The following is a 19,107-nucleotide window of genomic DNA, read 5'->3' on the forward strand; positions in this document are numbered from 1 at the left end:
TCTCTGATGTCAATGACGGTAGCGAAATTTCAATTCCTGAAATTACTTCTGCTCTTTTTTTTGCTCTTTCTCCTGATCCTTAAAATAGCCACGCAATAAAAAATTATGTTGCATGGCCTCCAGGTTTTCATTCAGTTTTTCTGAACCCGTTTCCAGGTTTTTGATAGTTGCTTTCATGCTTTGTGCAGTAGAATCATCACTCATCATAACACCCAAAGGTGAATTGGAATCAGTGCTTGCCGCTTCAAGGTTCTTCACCACCGCATTTGCATTGGCAACAATTTGGTTGAGCTGTGCTACTGTTTCACGTATGCTGCTAAAAATCATTGTATCAGATACAAATTCATTAGCTAATCCGCCATTTTGGTTCAACTTAGCGGTATAGGTGTTAAGATTACCCGTTACCTTCTTTGCATTTAAAGATGCTTCACTGAGTGTCTGAGTGGTTGACAATAAATTATTGTACAACGTTTTATCGATCAGTAATTTTCCCAGTGTTCCTTCTCCGCTCATAATTTTCTTACCAATCTCTTTGAAATCTGTTGTGATCGCCAGAATGTTTACATTGTTTTCCTGCAATGTGTTGAACATGTCTTCCGTAGTATACGCCTTATCAACGCTCAGGCGATCTCCTTCCTGAACGGTAGGAGCAGTGGCACTTCCTCCATAAATAACTATGATTTTACTACCAATCAATCCATCGGAGCTGATCTTGGCTTTTGCGTTCTTATGGATAAACGGTTGCGCTTTCTCATCAATGTTCATGATTACCAGCACCTGTGATTCACCAAAAAAACTCAGGTCTTTGACAGTTCCGATTTTTACCCCGGAAAACCAGATATTATTGCCCTGTTGTAATCCACCCACATCCTCAAAGACGGTAGATATTTCTATTTTTTTAATGAAACTTTTGTTCAGACTGCCTATCGCAAGAACTCCTGCGATAAAGAATGCAAGTCCGATCAGGATAAAAATTCCTACTACGATTGAACGCCTGTTATTTGTGATTGCCATTGTTATTGAATAAAATTATAGTCAAAAAAACTTTTCACTCTTTCATCATCCGTTTCAAAAACATCTTCAAAACTACCGACTTTCAGAAACTGACCTTCCATCAGCATCGCCATGCGATCACCTGTTGCTTTGGCACAGGTGAGATCGTGCGTTATGATGATAGAACTGGTGTGATAGCGATGTTGGACTTCATTGATAAGATCATTAATTTCCATGCAGGTGATTGGATCAAGACCGGCCGTTGGCTCATCATACAGCATGATTTCAGGCTTCAGGATCAGTGTGCGTGCAATGCCAATCCGCTTACGTTGGCCACCGGAAAGATCTGATGGCATCTGGTTGATTTTATCCTGCAATCCAACTGCTTCAAGCACTTCATTTACAGCGCTGTCAATCTCATCGCTCTTCAGGTTTCTTAGATTTCTTACAAGCGGGAACTCCAGGTTTTCACGTACGGTCATGCTATCATATAAAGCGCTTCCCTGAAAAGAAAATCCGATTTTCAATCTTAATGCCTGCAACTGCTTTTCATTCAATTCGTCCACATGATTACCTAACACATTTACCGTACCCTTATCAGGTCTCAGCAAGCCTGAAATTATTTTTATTAAAACGGATTTCCCGGTTCCGGAACGGCCGAGCACAACCACATTTTCTCCTTTGTAAACATCAAGATCAACCCCACGCAAAACCTGCAATTCACCAAAAGATTTGTAAACGCCTTTGAGCGAAATCACCACGTGCTCTTTATCTAATTCCTGCTGCTGCTTTCGCATTTTATCAATTTTGTTATCACGACATTCTGATCCAGGTGACTACCTGTACAATTAAAATTTCTTCAATAAAAATAAGGAACATGGAAACAACCACGGAAGTGTTAGCGGCTCTTCCTACGCCTTGTGTTCCCTGCGTAGCATTAAATCCTTTATAACAACCTACAATGCCGATTGTAAATCCGTAAACGATAGCTTTAAACAAGGAAGAGAAAATATCGAGAAAAGTGATTTGCTGAAAAGCAGATTGAAAAAATGAAGTGAAGCTGGTGAGTTCATTTAAATGCACATTCAAATACGCTCCCATCAATCCTACAAATGCGCTGTAGATCATTAAAATCGGAACGGTAAGTGTGGTAGCAGCCACTCGGCTAACCACCAGAAACTTAAAAGGGTTTACCGCAGAAACTTCCATAGCATCTATCTGTTCTGTCACTTTCATAGACCCTAATTCCGCACCTATATTCGATCCTACCTTTCCTGCTGTGATCAATGCGGTAACAAGTGGTGCCAACGCTCTGATGATTGCTATGGCAATTAAAGAGGGCAACCAGGAAGCAGCGCCAAATTCGGCCAATGATGGCCTGGACTGGTTAGTAAACACAACGCCTGTAACAAAACCTGTTAAGGTTATTAATGGCAACGATTTATAACCGATCTCAAAACATTGCCTGATAATTTCACGGAATTCAAAGGGCGGCTGGAAAACCTCTTTGAAAAAACGGAAAATGAATTTGAATGAATTGTAGAGTTCCAGGAAAATCGGATCAATCCATTTTGAAATCACATATTCTCTGGGCGTAGAACTCATTAATAATTTGTACTTATTTTGAAATAAAGACTTGAAATTTTTTAACTGCCTTATTTACAGTACGGGGAAAATATTTCTCGATCATTCACAAAGAAATTCCGTTTCCCCAGTATGAGGCAATTAAAGGCTTGAAGTTATTTATTATTAACTGAAAAACTAAATATCCTGTCAATTCTGCAATCGCTGCGCCAATTGACAGGGCACGTGTTTGCTTTCTTTATATTAAAAATAGGCAGCAACATCAGGTGCTACCCTTCCTTAAAAAAAAAATCCCAATGCCTGTCCTGTTTGTAAAATTCCCAACGTCATTACAAACAATTTTCAAACATTTCAAACCTAAAAGACAAAAACCATGATGACAACACAACAAGTCGCCGAGCGGCTGGTATTACTTTGCCGCAACGGAAAAATTGCAGAAGCAGGGGCAGAACTTTACGCTGATAATATTGAAAGTATGGAACCTGAATATGGTCCTATCAAATCGGCAAAGGGAAAGGTGGCAGTAGGAGAAAAGGGGCAACAATTTGCGCAAATGATTGAAGAACGTCATGGAGGATCATTTTCAGAACCTGTAGTAGGCGGAAAATATTTCAGCCTCGCGATGGTGCTTGATGCGACTTTCAAAGGACAGGGCAGAATGACGTTGGATGAAATCTGCCTTTATGAAGTGAAGGATGGCAAGATCGTGAAGGAACAGTTTTTCTACTGAAAACTGCAACCGTCGATATAATATCATGAAAAGAGAGCCCTGACCGGTGATGGAGGTCAGGGATTTCTCCATCTTCCATTACAGATACACCAATCTGACAATTAAGCCCCAAATGCGAGTATAATGGAACTTGAAACATCAATTAAGTACCTGGCCAAATAAGTGCTAACGTTAAAATCCACAGTAACCTTTCTGATTGGTCTTGGTCAATCACCTCCTTTTTCTGAATAACACAGGCGTCAATACTTTCTTTCTCTTAAAGACCCGGTTGAAATAAGTAATACTTTCAAATCCGCTTGCCCATGCAATATCTGCAATGGTGCGATCGGTTTCAGTCAGCAAGGTACATGCCTGCGAAATTCTGATTTCATTCACATAATCAGAAAAAGTTTTGCCTGTTGTCCGTTTGAAAAATTTGCAAAAGGCACTGGAAGAAAGATGAATCTGCTTCGCGGCATCATTCACCGAAATGTCTTTTGAAAAATTCCGGAGCACATATCCGCAAACCTGGTTGATGCGATTTTCATTTTCCACTCCTTTCACAGGGTGGAAATAGCTGGAAGTAAGTGGCTGTGATCTCAGACCTGAAAGCATACTGAGCAAATGCAACAAACGAATTACCCTTTGCGGACCTGTTTCCTCAGCAAGGGTTTTGACTTCCATCATGGCTTCGGTCGCACCGGTTTTAAAATACAGTCCTCTTCTGCAGTCAGTTAATAATTTCTTCACATCCTTGAACTCTGACAGTTCTATGAACGGCTTCATAAATTCATCAGAAAACTGAATCACAGTGGCTGTGCATTTCTTCTTTTGATTGGCTGGTACACTTTCCCAGGTATGCGGCAGTTCAGGCCCAAGCAATACCAAATCGCCGGATTCAAAATTCTTCAGACTGTCGCCTACCAATCGCTTACCGCAGCCACTTTCAATCAGTGTAAGTTCATATTCAGGATGATAGTGCCACTTGAAAGGAAATCCGGGTGCAGTAAACCGGAAGGCAAGAAATGAATGCATGCCTTTCTTTACCTTGATATCTTCAAAAGTTGCTTTCATACTGCACTATATTTCATTACACAAATCTATAAATTAAACTGTAGTGTCAATATAGTGCCAACAGTGGAATAAATCGTGTTATATGGCTATAGGAATTTCTCTCATTTTTGTGTCAAATAAAACTGCTCATGAACATCATAACCGGACTTGCACCAAAGTGGAATGAAACCTATTCCATAAGCCACGAACAAATTGATTTCTTTAAAAAGAATGGTTTCATCAAAATCAAAAATGTGTTGACTCCTGAAGAACTTCAATACATGAATGAGGTAATTACCCGCGAAGTGGAGCGATTGAACACCGAACAAAAATCTTTGCAGGAACGTGACACTTATGGTAAAGCATTCCTGCAAATCATGAACATCTGGACAAAATCCGACGCAGTAAAAGAAATTGTTTTCAATAAACGACTTGCAAAGATTGCTGCTGAACTGATGCAGGTTTCCGGTACGCGCTTATACCACGACCAGGCATTGTTTAAAGAACCTGGCGGAGGTCATACGCCCTGGCATGCTGATCAATTTTACTGGCCGCTTGAAACAGACAGAACCATCACTGTCTGGATTCCACTGCAGGAAACACCCTTGGAAATGGGACCGCTCGAATTTGCTGCTCAAAGTTACCAGCTCATAGCTGGACGTGAGTTGATGATCAGCGATGAAAGCCAGGAAAAACTAGAGCGCAATCTGAGAATAAATAATTTCCCGCACATCGTTGAACCATTTGAATTAGGGGAAGTAAGTTTTCATTCCGGCTGGTTGTTTCATCGTGCAGGCGCTAATAAAAGCGGTGAGATGCGCAAAGTGATGACTATGATTTATATGGACAAAGAAATGAAACTGAAAAAGCCGGAAAACGAAAATCAAATGAATGATCTGAATCAATGGTGCCCCGGAGCTGAAGTTGGAGCAGTGATCAACTCTCCTTTAAATCCCGTTCTTTATTCCCGCGATGAAGATTAAATATGCATGCCCTTTCTGGGGACAGGAACATTTGGAAGCAACGGCATTCGTGGCCAAAGTAATTGACGCTGAATTTGATGGCATTGAAATCAACCTGCCTGCTGAAGGTTCTTTCACTAATCAGTTTCTAAAAACCATTGAAAACATCCGTTCAATGAATCCTGAATTTGTTTTCATTGCACAAGCAATCGTCTCACCCGTCAATAACAAGGTGGATGAATACCGTAGCAGCATGGAAAGAAGATTGCAGCAGTTAGTCAGTTTCCAACCTGATTTCATCAATGCGCATACCGGTAAAGATCATTATTCATTTGACGACAATTGCCGGATCATTGAAACTTGCATGAACATCAGCGCAAAATCAGGCATCAGTATCTTGCACGAAACCCATCGTGGCAGATTTTCATTTCATGCCACTACTTTAATTCCATATCTGGAAAAATTTCCAGAACTGAAACTTGTAGGTGACCTCTCCCATTTTTGTGTGGTTTCAGAAAGTCTATTGCAAGATCAGGAGACATTTCTTCAAAAGATCTTCCCACACATTCTTCACCTGCATGCACGAATAGGTCACGAACAGTCGCCGCAGGTAAGCGATCCGTTTGCGCCGGAATGGAAAGGCCATCTTAAAATATTTTTGGATTGGTGGAAGGAAATCATTCTTTGCAATCATCAGCAAGGCAATGAAACATTTACAATTTGTCCGGAGTTTGGTCCGACTCCATATATGCCTGCTATTTCATCTTCAGAAAAACCTATCGCTTACCAATGGAAAATAAATAGTGCAATGAAAAATTACCTCCGGGAAAATCTTACACCATGAACTATTCACAACTGCACAGCGCCATCGTTTTTGCTTCGGCATTTTACCTGTGTTCATTTCAAAACGCCTTCTCACAGCGCATGACATCTGATCCATTTCAAAAAATAAAACCTGTTCCCGAACAGTTTCAGCAATTACCACTCCATGCAGTCAAACCAACCGGCTGGCTGCAATCGCAGCTTCGCGAAAATATGGATGGTTTTACAGGCCACTTGGATGAGTTAGCTCCTGATCTGCTGGTGGCAGACGATATCTATGGCGCAGACCGTTTGACAAAACATGTAAAAGGTAAAGATGTAGGAGCTGTTGCTGAAGGTGGCGACTGGCAGGTGCAGTTTCTCTGGTGGAACAGTGAAACACAAAGTAACTGGTGGGATGGTTATATCAGGACTGCCATACTTTTGAATGATTCCGCTGCACTGGATAAAGCTCAAAAGCACATTCAAAAAATTATAAGCACTCAGGACGATGATGGTTATTTAGGCATCTACGATCAGGAGTTGCGTTATCATTTCGACAATGAAAACGGAGAGCTATGGTCGAAAACAACCTTGCTTCGTGGATTACTCGGATGGTATGAATACACCCATGACCAAACAGTTTTAAACGCGATACAACGGGCAGTAGATAATGTAATCGTCAATTATCCTAAAGATCAATCCCATCCATTCCACTCTGTAAATCCAAATGCAGGCGGACTTACTCACGGTCTGGCATTTACGGATGTGCTTGAAAAATTGTATCAGCTTACAGGCAATCAACTGTACCTTGATTATTGTCTTTTTCTATACAAAGATTTTTCCCGTCAGGTTTTAAATGAAGATGCACAGTACAAAAAACTCATTGACAGCACGCTTGCACTACAGGGACACGGCGTACATACCTATGAGCACCTGCGTACCGTAGCAGCGGCGTATTATGCGTCCGGAAATCCTGATTTAAAAATTGCCCTGGATAATTTCCTGAAAAAAATTGCCGCTTGTATCACGCCTTCCGGTGCACCGCTTGGCGATGAATATATCGGCGGAAGAAAAGCAGATGCGCTCATCACCGGTTATGAATATTGTTCCCTGCATGAACTTCTTCAGGCCTACACCAGTCTGCTTGCCAAAACTGGTGATGCCACTTATGGAGACAAAACAGAACAACTTTTTTTCAATGCAGCACAAGGAGCAAGGTATCCTACCGGGAATTCTATTTGCTATTTGAAAACAGACAATACCTATTATCTGACGGGTGGAATGAATGGCGATACCACCAATAAAAAGCAAACAAGATACCGTTACTCACCGGTGCATAAAGAAGCAGCAGTTTGTTGTGTACCGAATGCAGGAAGGATCGGGCCTGCTTACATTCAAAGTATGTGGATGAAGAATGGAAATGACCTGATTGCGACTTTGCTTGGTCCTTGTGAAGTGGCTACACAATTAAATGGACAACAGGTTTTCATTCAGGAAATAACCAACTATCCTTTCGATAACACCATTACATTTAAAATCAATACAAAACAAAACATCCCCTTCTCGATCAAAGTCAGAAAACCTGTTTGGGCTGAAAAAATTTCCTGTTCATCAGCACATCAAATAAAAGATGACTTCATCGTCATCACCAGAGAATGGAAAGATGGTGACACTTTCACCATTCGTTTTGACGCAGCAGTGATAACCGAACAGGCATCAAACGGTGAATATTACTTCGCCTATGGCGCACTCGTGCTTGCACATCCAATTGCTTCTACAGAAAAATTAACAAAGCAATTTCCGGTAGCAGGTCTAAAAGAATTCACCTGCACACCTGATCAGCTTACTATTTATCAGTACACCGACAACAGTACTATTCGGCCCACCAAATCAGATATTCTTCCCGCTGAAATAAATTTCAGCGCAACATTATTCAATCCTGCATCAGGAATACAGGAAGAAATAAATTTAATACCGATGTCGAAAACCATTTTGAGGCAGGTGACTTTCAAAAAGAAATAACAGTTAGTGCATAAAGTAATGATTGCAAATAGCTCTCGGTTACTTAGAAGGTCTGTTTTGAAATCAATTAATTTTTTTACAATGCTCTTTGGTTCGGCTTTGCCAGAAGCGCACCCTGAGCGCAGCCGAAGGGTAAACGATGTAACAATTATATTGATTGATTTCAAAACAACTTCTTACAATGTGATCATCAAACCTGCCGCGTTTCAATTTACAGGTTGTTGATGTTGTTAAAAAATTAAAACAACTGAGCGTATTGATTTTTTGCTGAAGAAATAAATTGAGATGAAGCAACAAACTATTATCCTGCTCTCCGCTTTTACTTTGCTCAACATGATGGGTTGTAAAGAAGAATCACCCGCAACAAAAACCGACTACACCCAATACGTAAACACTTTCATCGGTACAGATGGCACTGGCCATACATTTCCAGGTCCCTGTATACCCTTTGGGATGGTACAACCCGGACCCGATAACGCAGACAGAGGATGGGAATACACAAGCGGCTATCAATACAAAGACTCCATCATCCTTGGTTTTTCGCAGACAAGAGCCAATGGCACAGGCATTAATGAATTTGGCGATGTGCTGCTGCAACCCATTACGGATGAAAGAAAAGACAGTTTTGGCGAAACCTATCTGAAAGCATCAGAAAAAGCATCCCCCGGATATTACACTGTTACACTACATAACAAAGTAAAGGTTCAACTAACAGCTACAGAAAGAGTCACCTTCCATCAATACAACTATCCGGATCACGAAGCAAAATTATTGGTAGATCTACAGCATGGATTGCATTTTCTTACTGACTCACTGGTATTGGAAAGCGATGTAAAAATTGAAAACGATACCACCATTTCAGGTTACTGTCATACAAAGAACTGGGTGGAGCGCAAATATTTTTTTGTGATCAGTTTCAATCAACCATTTACTTATTCAGTACAGTTGGAAAGGAAGCCGTTGGAAAATGCACCCCGTTATATTTTGAGTTTTTATTTGAAGGACAAACGTCTCAAAACCAAAATTGCATTCTCTACTGTAAGTATAAACGGCGCCAAAAGTAATCTGCAAAAAGAATTACCCGATTGGGACTTTGAACAAACAGTTGCCAATGCAAAAAAAAGCTGGAACAATTATTTAAGCAGGATTGATATTGAAGGGGAGCAACGTCAGAAAGAAATATTTTACACTTGTATGTACCGTCTATTTATTCAGCCGTCTAATATTGCTGACGTGGATGGCCGGTACAGAGGTGCTGATGATTCCATCCATACTGCTGAGAATGGCGAATACTATTCAACGCTTTCCTTGTGGGATACTTATCGCGCTGCACATCCATTGTACACCCTCCTTGTTCCCGAAAGAGTGAATGGCTTTGTGAATACCATGATCGCACACAGCAAGGCAGCAGGCTTTCTTCCCATCTGGACGGTATGGGGACAGGATAATTATTGCATGATTGGTAACCATTCCATTCCGGTGATTGCCGATGCTTACCTGAAGGGTTTTTCAGGATTTGATGCAGAAGAAGTTTTGAAGCAGATGATACAATCAACAACGGTAAACCACCATAACAGCAATTGGTCTTTGCTCGACAAGTATGGCTATTATCCATTCGACAGTTTAGACAATGAAGCTGTATCAAGAACACTCGAACATGGTGTGGATGATTATTGCATTGCCGTGATGGCAGATAAAATGGGCAAGAAAGACATTGCGCAGACCTATTACAAACGTTCCGTGCTTTATAAAAACCTGTATGATACCACCACACAACAAATGAGAGGAAAAGACAGCAAAGGAAATTGGCGTATTCCATTTGATCCTTTAACAGCAACGTCTCCGTTGAGTAATCCCGGAGATTATACAGAAGCCAATGCCTGGCAATACTTCTGGACTCCGGCACAGTATGATGTAGAAGGCATTACGCAATTGTTGGGCGGTAAGAAAAACTTTACAGCGCAACTCGATAGTTTCTTCAGTATTCAAACTCCAAACCCAAATAAATATTTAGGACAGGAAGCCATGATAGGCCAGTATGCCCATGGCAATGAACCCAGCCATCACATTGCTTACCTCTATGCTTTTTCTGATAAGCCGGAACGAGGCAGGGAAATTATTTCGCAAATCTGCCATCAATTTTACAGCGATACACCCGACGGAATGATTGGCAATGATGACTGCGGGCAAATGAGTGCCTGGTATATTTTTTCAACACTTGGCTTTTATCCGGTAAATCCTGCAAGCGGAGAATATGTGTTTGGAATGCCCCAGATCACCAAAGCAGTTATTCATCTCAGCAATGGTAAATCGTTCATCATTAAAAATGAAATGAAGGAAACTCGTAATCTCAGAATTTATTTTGATGAGCAGCCGGTTTCCACTGCTTTCATAAATCATACAACAATAAACAAAGGCGGATCTTTGGAGTTTAAGTGAAATGGCAAGTCAAAAATTTTCTGCCCTTCAAGCAAACTTTCCCAACCGGAATTTTGGGATGAAGTAACAACGCCACAAACACTACCAATAAGTGCATTCCATCCGGATACAAAACCCTGGGATTTACAGACTCAAATCTTGCGCCTCCTCCGCAGCAGGCATAAAAAAACCACGCTTTTTAAAAAACAGGAGCACTATTTAATCAATCCCTGTTTTAAGAGTTGGGTCTTGTCAGCATAAATTATTGCATCCAAAGTGGTCTCCAGTTTAGTTGGATTCATAGAGGCAGTGGTTCCTGACCATAACAATTTATTGGGTTGTAAGGAATATGCGTTGGTTTCAACGAGGTAGGTTTTATCTTCGGAGTAATATCCTGGTTCTGAATAACGGTAGCCATACCATCCGCCATAACTGGCGCCTTGATTGTAGGAAACACTTTTATCAACGTTTGTAAGTCGCATCAATAGTATACCATCAAAACCATCCTTCAGGAGTTTCGCACTCAATTTCGCCTCATTAGTGTCGGATGCTTGAAGATAGCTGTAGGATTGCTGACCAACTCCCGGCCTTAATGCGGCAACAATCTTATCCTCTGCTATTCTTTTGGAAGATTCATCGGTCATGGAGGCAACCACGAGGACTTTAGTAAATGCTTGAAAAGTTTCAGGTGTTACGGAAGGATCAGTCCACGTTTTTTGTAATTGAGTAGAGGGAGTACAGGCAATCACGTAAGTTGCCAGGAAAAAGAAGAGAATCGATTTTATTTTCATAGTGCTGATTTTCGTTACAAATATGAGATTAATTTCTTTTATGGGGAGCTTAAAAAATAACAATTGACTTACTTTCTCCAAAGGTAAATAAGGTCCGTCAATCGGGATATGTATTAGGTTGCATGGAGCATTGGGAATTATTAATCATCAAATGAAAAGGCTGCTCGTTGTCCTTTAATTAAAGCCAGGATCAAAACCAAATGTTGCATACCACTAGGATACTAAAGAGTAATAACTCTGGACGAACGAATCAAACTTATTCTTTCCCGAAATGGATATAGGGATGCAGCACCAGCAACGCTGATAAACCCTCGTAACCGCATTCTATGAGAATACTAAGGACTAACAACTAACGACTTTTTCACTCCGGGCAAAAAAAAACCCCAACCTTTTTCAAGGTCAGGGTTTAGGATCTGGCGACGACTTACTCTCCCGCATTTTGGTGCAGTACCATCAGCGCTGAGCGGCTTAACTTCTCTGTTCGGAATGGGAAGAGGTGGACCCGCTCGCCAAAGTCACCAAAAAATCTTTAGTATGAAGCAATGAACGCTATCCGAAGCCCAACTAAGGACTAAGGACTAATTACTTCCGACTTATATCGTGACAATATTGAAAAACGGAAATACAATCAAAGAAAAATTAAAAAAATAGAAAGCAATCGGACAATTAGTATGGCTCGGCTTTGATGTTACCACCTTTACACCTGCCACCTATCAACGTGGTCGTCTGCCACGGTCCTGCGAAATCTCATCTTGAGGAATGCTTCGCGCTTAGATGCTTTCAGCGCTTATCATGGCCGAACGTAGCTACCCTGCACTGCATTTGGCAACACAACAGGTACACCAGAGGTTCGTACAACCCGGTCCTCTCGTACTAGGGTCATCTCCTCTCAAATTTCAACGCCCATCACAGATAGAGACCGAACTGTCTTGCGACGTTCTGAACCCAGTTCACGTGCCACTTTAATGAGCGAACAGCTCAACCCTTGGGACCTTCTCCAGCCCCAGGATGTGACGAACCGACATCGAGGTGCCAAACCTCCCCGTCGATATGAGCTCTTGGGGGAGATCAGCCTGTTATCCCCAGCGTACCTTTTATCCTTTGAGCGATGGCCCTTCCATGCGGAACCACCGGATCACTTTATCCGACTTTCGTCCCTGCTCGACTTGTAGGTCTTGCAGTCAAGCACCCTTTTGCTAATGCACTCAAGGCACGGTTACCAACCGTGCTGAGGGTACCTTTGAAAGCCTCCGTTACACTTTAGGAGGCGACCACCCCAGTCAAACTACCCGCCTAACACTGTTCTCCGCTGATGCGGAGTTAGAATCTAAATAAACAAAGGGTGGTATTTCACATTGCGACTCCACGACCCCTAACGAGGCCGCTTCGAAGTCTCCCACCTATGCTACACATCATTTACTCAGACTCAATGTTAAGGTATAGTGAAGGTGCATGGGGTCTTTTCGTCCCGTGACGGGAAACCGGCATCTTCACCGGTATTACAATTTCACCGAGCTCGTGGTTGAGACAGTGCCCAGATCGTTAGACCATTCGTGCAGGTCGGAACTTACCCGACAAGGAATTTCGCTACCTTAGGACCGTTATAGTTACGGCCGCCGTTTACTGGGGCTTCAGTCGAGAGCTTTGGCTTGCGCCGAACCCCCTTCTTTAACCTTCCAGCACCGGGCAGGTTTCAGGCCATATACGTCTTCTTACGAATTAGCATAGCCCTGTGTTTTTGTTAAACAGTCGCCTGGGCCTTTTCACTGCGGCTCTTCTTGCGAAGAGCGTCCTTTATTCCGAAGTTACAGGACCAATTTGCCGAGTTCCTTAACCACGGCTCACTCGAGCGCCTTAGATTACTCATCTCGTCTACCTGTGTCGGTTTACGGTACGGGCGGCATACATCTGAAGTTTAGAGGTTTTTCTAGGAAGTCTGATTAGGGTCATTATCGGCTTGTCCGAAGACTCACCGTACTGTCACCTTTCAGCAAGCCGGGCGGATTTTCCTACCCAACCTATACCTACGGGCTTCAACGTTCTATTCCGTCAGAACGCAGACCTTTCACTACTCCGTCACCCCATCACAACATATGCCGGTATCAGAATATTAACTGATTTTCCATCGGCTTCGCCGTTCGGCTACACCTTAGGACCCGACTAACCCTGATACGATTAACGTGGATCAGGAACCCTTAGACTTACGGCGAGCATGTTTTTCACATGCTTAATCGTTACTTATGCCTACATCTGCTTTTCCAATCGCTCCAGCCCCACTCATGTGGAACCTTCGATGCAATTGGAATGCTCCCCTACCATTCATCCCGACCGAAGTCGGGACAAATCCATAGCGTCGGTACCATGCTTGATGCCCGATTATTTTTCGCGCCCTACCACTCGACTAGTGAGCTGTTACGCACTCTTTAAATGAATGGCTGCTTCCAAGCCAACATCCTAGCTGTCATAGCAGTAAAACATCGTTTGATCAACTTAGCATGGATTTAGGGACCTTAGCTGATGGTCTGGGTTGTTTCCCTCTCGGCCCTGGACCTTAGCGCCCAAAGCCTCACTCCCGGCTTTATGTCATAGCATTCGGAGTTCGTCAGGGTTTGGTAGACGGTGAAGTCCCCTAGCCCAATCGGTAGCTCTACCTCTATGACACGTTTTAACCGAGGCTGTTCCTAAAAACATTTCGGGGAGTACGAGCTATCTCCCAGTTTGATTGGCCTTTCACCCCTACCCACAGGTCATCCTGTAGCTTTTCAACGCTAATAAGTTCGGACCTCCATTCCGTGTTACCGGAACTTCATCCTGCCCATGGGTAGATCACTAAGGTTTCGCGTCTACCCCCACTGACTAAACGCCCTATTCGGACTTGCTTTCGCTGCGGCTCTTGTCCTGCGGACATTAACCTTGCCAGAGAGGTGTAACTCGTAGGCTCATTATGCAAAAGGCACGCGGTCATCCCGATATTGCTATCGAAACTCCCACAGCTTGTAAGTATACGGTTTCAGGTACTATTTCACTCCCTTGTTTAGGGTGCTTTTCACCTTTCCCTTACGGTACTAGTTCACTATCGGTCTCTCAGGAGTATTTAGCCTTACCAGATGGTGCTGGTGGATTCCCACAGGGCGTCTCCGACCCCGCGGTACTCAGGATACTGCTCGTCCCCATCATTTTTCGCTTACGGGACTATCACCCTCTTTGGTTCAGCTTTCCAGAAGCTTCTGCTTGATGATGGTTTCTAAATGCAGTCCTACAACCCCCCGACAACCGTGGTTATCGGGGTTTGGGCTAATCCGCTTTCGCTCGCCACTACTTACGGAATCACTGAATTGTTTTCTCTTCCTCCGGGTACTTAGATGTTTCAGTTCTCCGGGTTTGCTTTCCGACTTGCGCCGGAATAATACGTCTTCAACGTACTGGGTTGCCCCATTCGGACATCTGCGGATCACTTCCTATTTGCGGATCCCCGCAGCTTTTCGCAGCTTATCACGTCCTTCGTCGCCTCTGAGAGCCAAGGCATCCTCCGTATACTCTTACTTGCTTTCGTATCTTCAATATCTCGCACTCGATTTTGAGTTATTGTTAATTCATTTTAATTTAATTGTACTTCCGTTTCAATATGTCAAAGAACATTCTTCAGCTTGCGTCAACACAAATGAGCTTATCTGTTGTTGCGGCTTCACTGAATCAGTAACCGAGCAGCCGTTAAAGGCACCTCCCCATCAATTATTCAGAGGAGAATCAGTTGTTTTTAAGGAACTTTTAAGGGAGTGCTTTTTCAAAAGCGGGACACAAAGGTAAAGGCATTTTCTGAAGTTACAACTATGTGCTTAAAAAAAATATTCTGTTCGTCGTAAGTAGCTGATTTTCAATTATTAAGATTTGAAGAAATCAAAAGCAATTCCGGAGGAATACCTGAAAAGAAGAGTAAGGATGCGTCAAGAAGTGTATCGAACAACCATAAATCACCGGGCAACAATGCCAGGCTCGAGTGCTTGCTTCATTCCATTGATAAACGTCATGTCATGTGATTGGATTGAAAATCCAAATGCTCAATCGGTCGGGATTAAAAAAAATCCCGACCAGCGCAGTTGTATATCCGGACTAACGGGGTGGATGATCACAAGGAGGATATTGAGAAGTTTCAAAAGAAGCTAACGATGGTGATGATGCACAGGTGAAAGCATTCGTTGCTAAAACATTACCGGTATTACAAATGCACCTGGACTCTGCGCAGACTGTGCAGTCAATGCTGAAGAACAAAATGAGATAAGAGCCTTTATCAATTATCTTTCAATAAAGCTATTTTGTATAGCAGCTAAAACTTAATCTGACCTGACTGTGAGATTAAGATTTAGCTGCTTCAGTTTAGAGGATGCTGGATAATAGCTCTGAATACCACCGTGTCTCATTGGCTTGCACCTGTGCCTCATGATGAAGACATGGCGGCGGTGCAAAGTGTGATTGCAGGAGCAAAGAGGAAGGAGAAAAGCCAAATTTTAAATATGAAAATTACAACTGGTTTCATTCTATCTGTATGTTCTCTTAATTTCTTAAGCCTGTTTTTAAAACTATGCTAAACACGGTTCCCCTTATCATCATACAATCCAGTTGCCTTAAGAAATGCAACAGAAGGAGCGTACTGCTTCCTTGAAATATAAGGTCTAACAAGATCCCTATTGATGAAATCCAGGTATGTATAGGCGTTAAATAGTTCTTTCAGTATCAACTTCTCTACAAGGGGCTTTCTCTTTCCGGTAAAGAATTCACGGCTACCCCTGAAATAGGTGATATTCTCGCCTTCAACCTTTACATTGTTATAGCTTGCCTCATTGGCGGTAACTACCTTATCAGGAATCAGTTTCATCTTTCCGACAAATTCCCCGTATGAAAGCATCATAGGATAAATATTTTTAATTGTCTTTTCCGTAGCTAAATGAAGACCCGTTATTGGTACCAAATACCAACCGCCTGGAAGTTCTTTTTTACTTAGAAATATCTTTCAGCAACAACTTGTATATCTGCAAATATTTTCTCAATCTCTCCACGTCAGTATCACTGATCTTTGGCAGGCGGCGAATATCCATGTTGTCTTCCAGGTCATTGAGCTTTACGCGAATGGCAAGCGTGTTTTTTCTGACACGTCCGATATAATGTGATTTTGACTCTCCCTTATTTTTAGTTATAGCAGCTACTGCGGCCAGCACCTTTTCGCTAAACCCTTCTTTTCGCAGATCATCAATTGACGTGGAAGTATCTTCAACCACATCATGCAATGCAGCTACTATTTTTTCTTCTTCCGTTTTGCAACGTTCCATCACTCGCATCACATGCGTGATATAGGGTTTGCCGACCTTATCTTTTAGATCTTTGTGTGCGTCTATTGCAATGTTAATTGCCCGTGTTAGGTTCATGTTGCAAAATAGTAAATTACAATTGCAGTTTTCCAATAATAGAAATTATGAGCTTCCTTAGTTGAAAGTCCGAATATTCACGAGTGCAAGAGATACGGTGTTATCGGATTTAAAATTCGACGCTCATTAGGACGGGATTACAAATTCCCCCCAACGAAAAAGGTGACAGAATAAGTTTTCTTGTAGTTGCTACATTTTAAAAAGAATGTAAATTTGTGCTCAACTGGAATATCATCGAGATGGTGTTTTCATCTCGGGGATGGTCGAGTGGCTTAAGACGACAGCCTAAGAAACTGTTGATCAGTAATGGTCCGGGGGTTCGAATCCCTCTCCCGCCGCAAATTTGGGGGACAGACATTAATCTTGATAATTCAATATTGATGTCTGTCCCCCTCTTGGCTTTTGGATGATGGTTTATATAATTTGTAAAGGCCAACTAATTCTATCGAAAGTAACAGCGCAAGTTTACCTCTCTCTTAAAGTTTGAAAGGCTTGCCTAGCGGGGCAGAGGTGCTCAACTTTGAAAAAGTAATAAATGCTTGACTCGCTGAAGAAAACCATTTGTAAGAATTATAATGCATCTAAAACACGCTAGCCTTTTAGTTGAAATTAGCTTATAATATCAATCAACCTATATGATTTTTGAAAAGGAGGAATGAAGATATCAACCTTTTCTACTGAAATTATTTGGAAATGTGAGATAGGTGGCTTCACAATAAAAGCACTGCGAAACATTGTGCCATGTCTACCGAAGATAACTGTAGAATTTTGGTAATGTTCCCTAATAACATTAGGATCGTTAATGGCTAGGTCACAAAATGCAACCCTTTCCTGAGATTTTGAATTATGACAATGATCAAAATATTGTAAAATTGAATTCCCAAATGTCTCAGCCAGAATATTTCTTGAATTAATAAAATTGTCATTCGATTTTTTATCCCACATCTGGAAAATCGTATAGAGGAAGTCTCTCCCGTCAATCCAAACATTTTCGAGAGGTACGTCAAATGAAATCAAAAGTGGAATTGGTGAACTGGCACTCCGATTGTGCTTTACTGCATAATATATTGCTCCCAATTTATCAGCTGCACATATTCCATTAATTTTATTTCCAGAGTGAGTATCATCCGTTGATAGATTGTCCTTATAAAATAAACCTTGTAAATGATTTTTTAAATCGAAAACTGTGATTTTCCATTTCCCTTCATTTCCACCTATTCCATTCGTTTTAATTCTGTCCATATACATATCTTCGGTTTCCTCGGGAACAGAAATGCCACGAAACAATGTAAGCTTATCCATCTTTCAAAAATAGTAATTGCTTACAGATATCACTTTTGACGAATGAGAGCCGTGTTTACCTTTCAAGAAGTGGGATTGATAAATCACTACCGGCGACCTGAGTCGGTATAATTTATAGAAATACAAATTGAGACTAACGAGAAATTTAGCACACTTGTGATTGAAAATCCCGACAACGGGGCACACAGAATATTATTATAAACGTTTAAAATAACTCAACATACTTGGCTCCATGACATTTGAAACAAATGCCCATTTCCACGTGTCTATACTGGGGGAATTCCCCAGCTGCGTGGCATCTCGGACATGGAGTATAAACATCAACTTGCTTATGCATTTTACTTAGAACAGGAACTTCCACATTTTTATGAAGATCCTCATGACAAAGCCAACAATATGTTATTAAGGCAGCGTCTGGATATTCCCATGGAAGCAGATCAACCTGATAATAATGGTGGTGGACATGAAGTCCGTTCACAAATCTCCACTCCAAGTCTTTTATGTTCTTTTTGGAAAAATTTTCCTTTCCATATTGGAAAAGCTTATAACTCTCATTTTCTTTCCTACTCACGCTCGGTTGTTGCCTGTGCCTGATTTGATAAGCCAAAATTCTATTCTCTTTCTCCTGGACTCTTACATATTCTATTAAATTATGTGCATTTATAACTTTTACCAAATTAGAATCAAACTCAGTTTTATGGCTCTCACGGCTCGCAATAATTTTTACCAACTCCTTTTCCTTTTCAATTTCAAAAAAAACGGTATCAAGCACTTGAAATTTTCCTGACTGGTCTTCAGAAATGTAAGCTATGTTACCAGGTAATTCCTTTCCATGAAGAATGAGGGTGAAGCCGCCCTTTACTTTTGTTTTTATTGTCAACAAGCCACGTTTAAAAGGATCTACTATTCTTTGATTCTGACATTTTTGGCATTGATTCAGGTCCCTCAAAAGAATGCTTTTTCTTCTTGCTTTCCATTCATCTGTATTTAAAAGTTCCTGATAAGTCATAATTTTAGTATCACTACCTGCTAGAAAGAAAACTTTGCCA

At 41.6% G+C, this 19,107-nt stretch carries 14 protein-coding genes, 2 rRNA genes and 1 pseudogene; 6 read left to right on the top strand and 11 right to left on the bottom strand.

The annotated features are described in order from the left end of the window. Positions 1-42: 42 nt before the first annotated feature. The 3 genes from IPO83_06035 to IPO83_06045 are packed head-to-tail and all read right to left on the bottom strand — an operon-like array spanning position 43 to position 2,598. Positions 43-1,014, bottom strand: coding sequence for an MCE family protein (locus IPO83_06035; GenBank protein ID MBK9730831.1), 972 nt, complete (start codon positions 1,012-1,014; stop codon positions 43-45). Positions 1,015-1,016: 2 nt separating this feature from the next. Then, positions 1,017-1,790, bottom strand: coding sequence for an ATP-binding cassette domain-containing protein (locus IPO83_06040; GenBank protein ID MBK9730832.1), 774 nt, complete (start codon positions 1,788-1,790; stop codon positions 1,017-1,019). A 16-nt stretch (positions 1,791-1,806) separates the two neighbouring features. Next, positions 1,807-2,598, bottom strand: coding sequence for an ABC transporter permease (locus tag IPO83_06045; protein ID MBK9730833.1), 792 nt, complete (start codon positions 2,596-2,598; stop codon positions 1,807-1,809). Between the two features lie 355 nt (positions 2,599-2,953). Between IPO83_06045 and IPO83_06050 the strand changes: the two genes are divergently transcribed. Beyond that, entirely contained in the window at positions 2,954-3,307 is a 354-nt protein-coding gene (locus tag IPO83_06050; GenBank protein MBK9730834.1) for a nuclear transport factor 2 family protein, read from the top strand. A 210-nt stretch (positions 3,308-3,517) separates the two neighbouring features. Here IPO83_06050 and IPO83_06055 read toward each other — a convergent pair whose 3' ends face one another. Further along, positions 3,518-4,360, bottom strand: a complete 843-nt coding sequence (locus IPO83_06055) for an AraC family transcriptional regulator (GenBank protein MBK9730835.1) — start codon at positions 4,358-4,360, stop codon at positions 3,518-3,520. A 128-nt stretch (positions 4,361-4,488) separates the two neighbouring features. Between IPO83_06055 and IPO83_06060 the strand changes: the two genes are divergently transcribed. The 4 genes from IPO83_06060 (at position 4,489) to IPO83_06075 (ending at position 10,566) form a co-directional block, all read left to right on the top strand. Next, positions 4,489-5,322 (top strand): phytanoyl-CoA dioxygenase family protein, encoded by an 834-nt coding sequence (locus IPO83_06060; protein ID MBK9730836.1) that lies wholly within the window; start codon positions 4,489-4,491, stop codon positions 5,320-5,322. Next, entirely contained in the window at positions 5,312-6,145 is an 834-nt protein-coding gene (locus IPO83_06065; GenBank protein MBK9730837.1) for a sugar phosphate isomerase/epimerase, read from the top strand. The genes IPO83_06060 and IPO83_06065 overlap by 11 nt, the downstream gene beginning before the upstream one ends. After that, complete coding sequence (locus IPO83_06070; GenBank protein ID MBK9730838.1) at positions 6,142-8,127, top strand: glycoside hydrolase family 127 protein; 1,986 nt, start codon at positions 6,142-6,144, stop codon at positions 8,125-8,127. Before IPO83_06065 ends, IPO83_06070 begins: the two co-directional genes overlap by 4 nt. 285 nt (positions 8,128-8,412) lie before the next feature. Continuing rightward, positions 8,413-10,566 (top strand): GH92 family glycosyl hydrolase, encoded by a 2,154-nt coding sequence (locus IPO83_06075; protein MBK9730839.1) that lies wholly within the window; start codon positions 8,413-8,415, stop codon positions 10,564-10,566. 194 nt (positions 10,567-10,760) lie between these two features. Here the strand turns inward: IPO83_06075 and IPO83_06080 are convergent, their stop codons facing one another. From IPO83_06080 to IPO83_06090, 3 genes are all read right to left on the bottom strand, one after another. Beyond that, on the bottom strand, positions 10,761-11,336 hold the full coding sequence (locus tag IPO83_06080; GenBank protein MBK9730840.1) for a hypothetical protein: 576 nt from the start codon (positions 11,334-11,336) through the stop codon (positions 10,761-10,763). Positions 11,337-11,747: 411 nt separating this feature from the next. Beyond that, a 5S ribosomal RNA gene (gene rrf / locus IPO83_06085) occupies positions 11,748-11,859 on the bottom strand. A gap of 123 nt (positions 11,860-11,982) precedes the next feature. Continuing rightward, positions 11,983-14,889: ribosomal RNA gene (locus IPO83_06090) — 23S ribosomal RNA — on the bottom strand. A gap of 544 nt (positions 14,890-15,433) precedes the next feature. Here IPO83_06090 and IPO83_06095 point away from each other — a divergent pair. Continuing rightward, a pseudogene (locus IPO83_06095) lies at positions 15,434-15,615 on the top strand (DUF4142 domain-containing protein). A 303-nt stretch (positions 15,616-15,918) separates the two neighbouring features. Here the strand turns inward: IPO83_06095 and IPO83_06100 are convergent. The 4 genes from IPO83_06100 to IPO83_06115 form a co-directional block, all read right to left on the bottom strand. Next, the gene (locus tag IPO83_06100) at positions 15,919-16,242 is read right to left on the bottom strand and encodes a hypothetical protein (GenBank protein ID MBK9730841.1); all 324 of its coding nucleotides are present in this window, start codon (positions 16,240-16,242) and stop codon (positions 15,919-15,921) included. Between the two features lie 85 nt (positions 16,243-16,327). After that, positions 16,328-16,756, bottom strand: coding sequence for an HD domain-containing protein (locus tag IPO83_06105; protein MBK9730842.1), 429 nt, complete (start codon positions 16,754-16,756; stop codon positions 16,328-16,330). Between the two features lie 609 nt (positions 16,757-17,365). Continuing rightward, positions 17,366-18,058, bottom strand: a complete 693-nt coding sequence (locus tag IPO83_06110; protein ID MBK9730843.1) for a hypothetical protein — start codon at positions 18,056-18,058, stop codon at positions 17,366-17,368. A gap of 205 nt (positions 18,059-18,263) precedes the next feature. Then, the gene (locus tag IPO83_06115; GenBank protein MBK9730844.1) at positions 18,264-19,067 is read right to left on the bottom strand and encodes a hypothetical protein; all 804 of its coding nucleotides are present in this window, start codon (positions 19,065-19,067) and stop codon (positions 18,264-18,266) included. Between the last annotated feature and the right edge of the window lie 40 nt (positions 19,068-19,107).

This window comes from Chitinophagaceae bacterium, assembly GCA_016717285.1.
In the GTDB taxonomy this organism is placed as follows: domain Bacteria; phylum Bacteroidota; class Bacteroidia; order Chitinophagales; family UBA10324; genus JACCZZ01.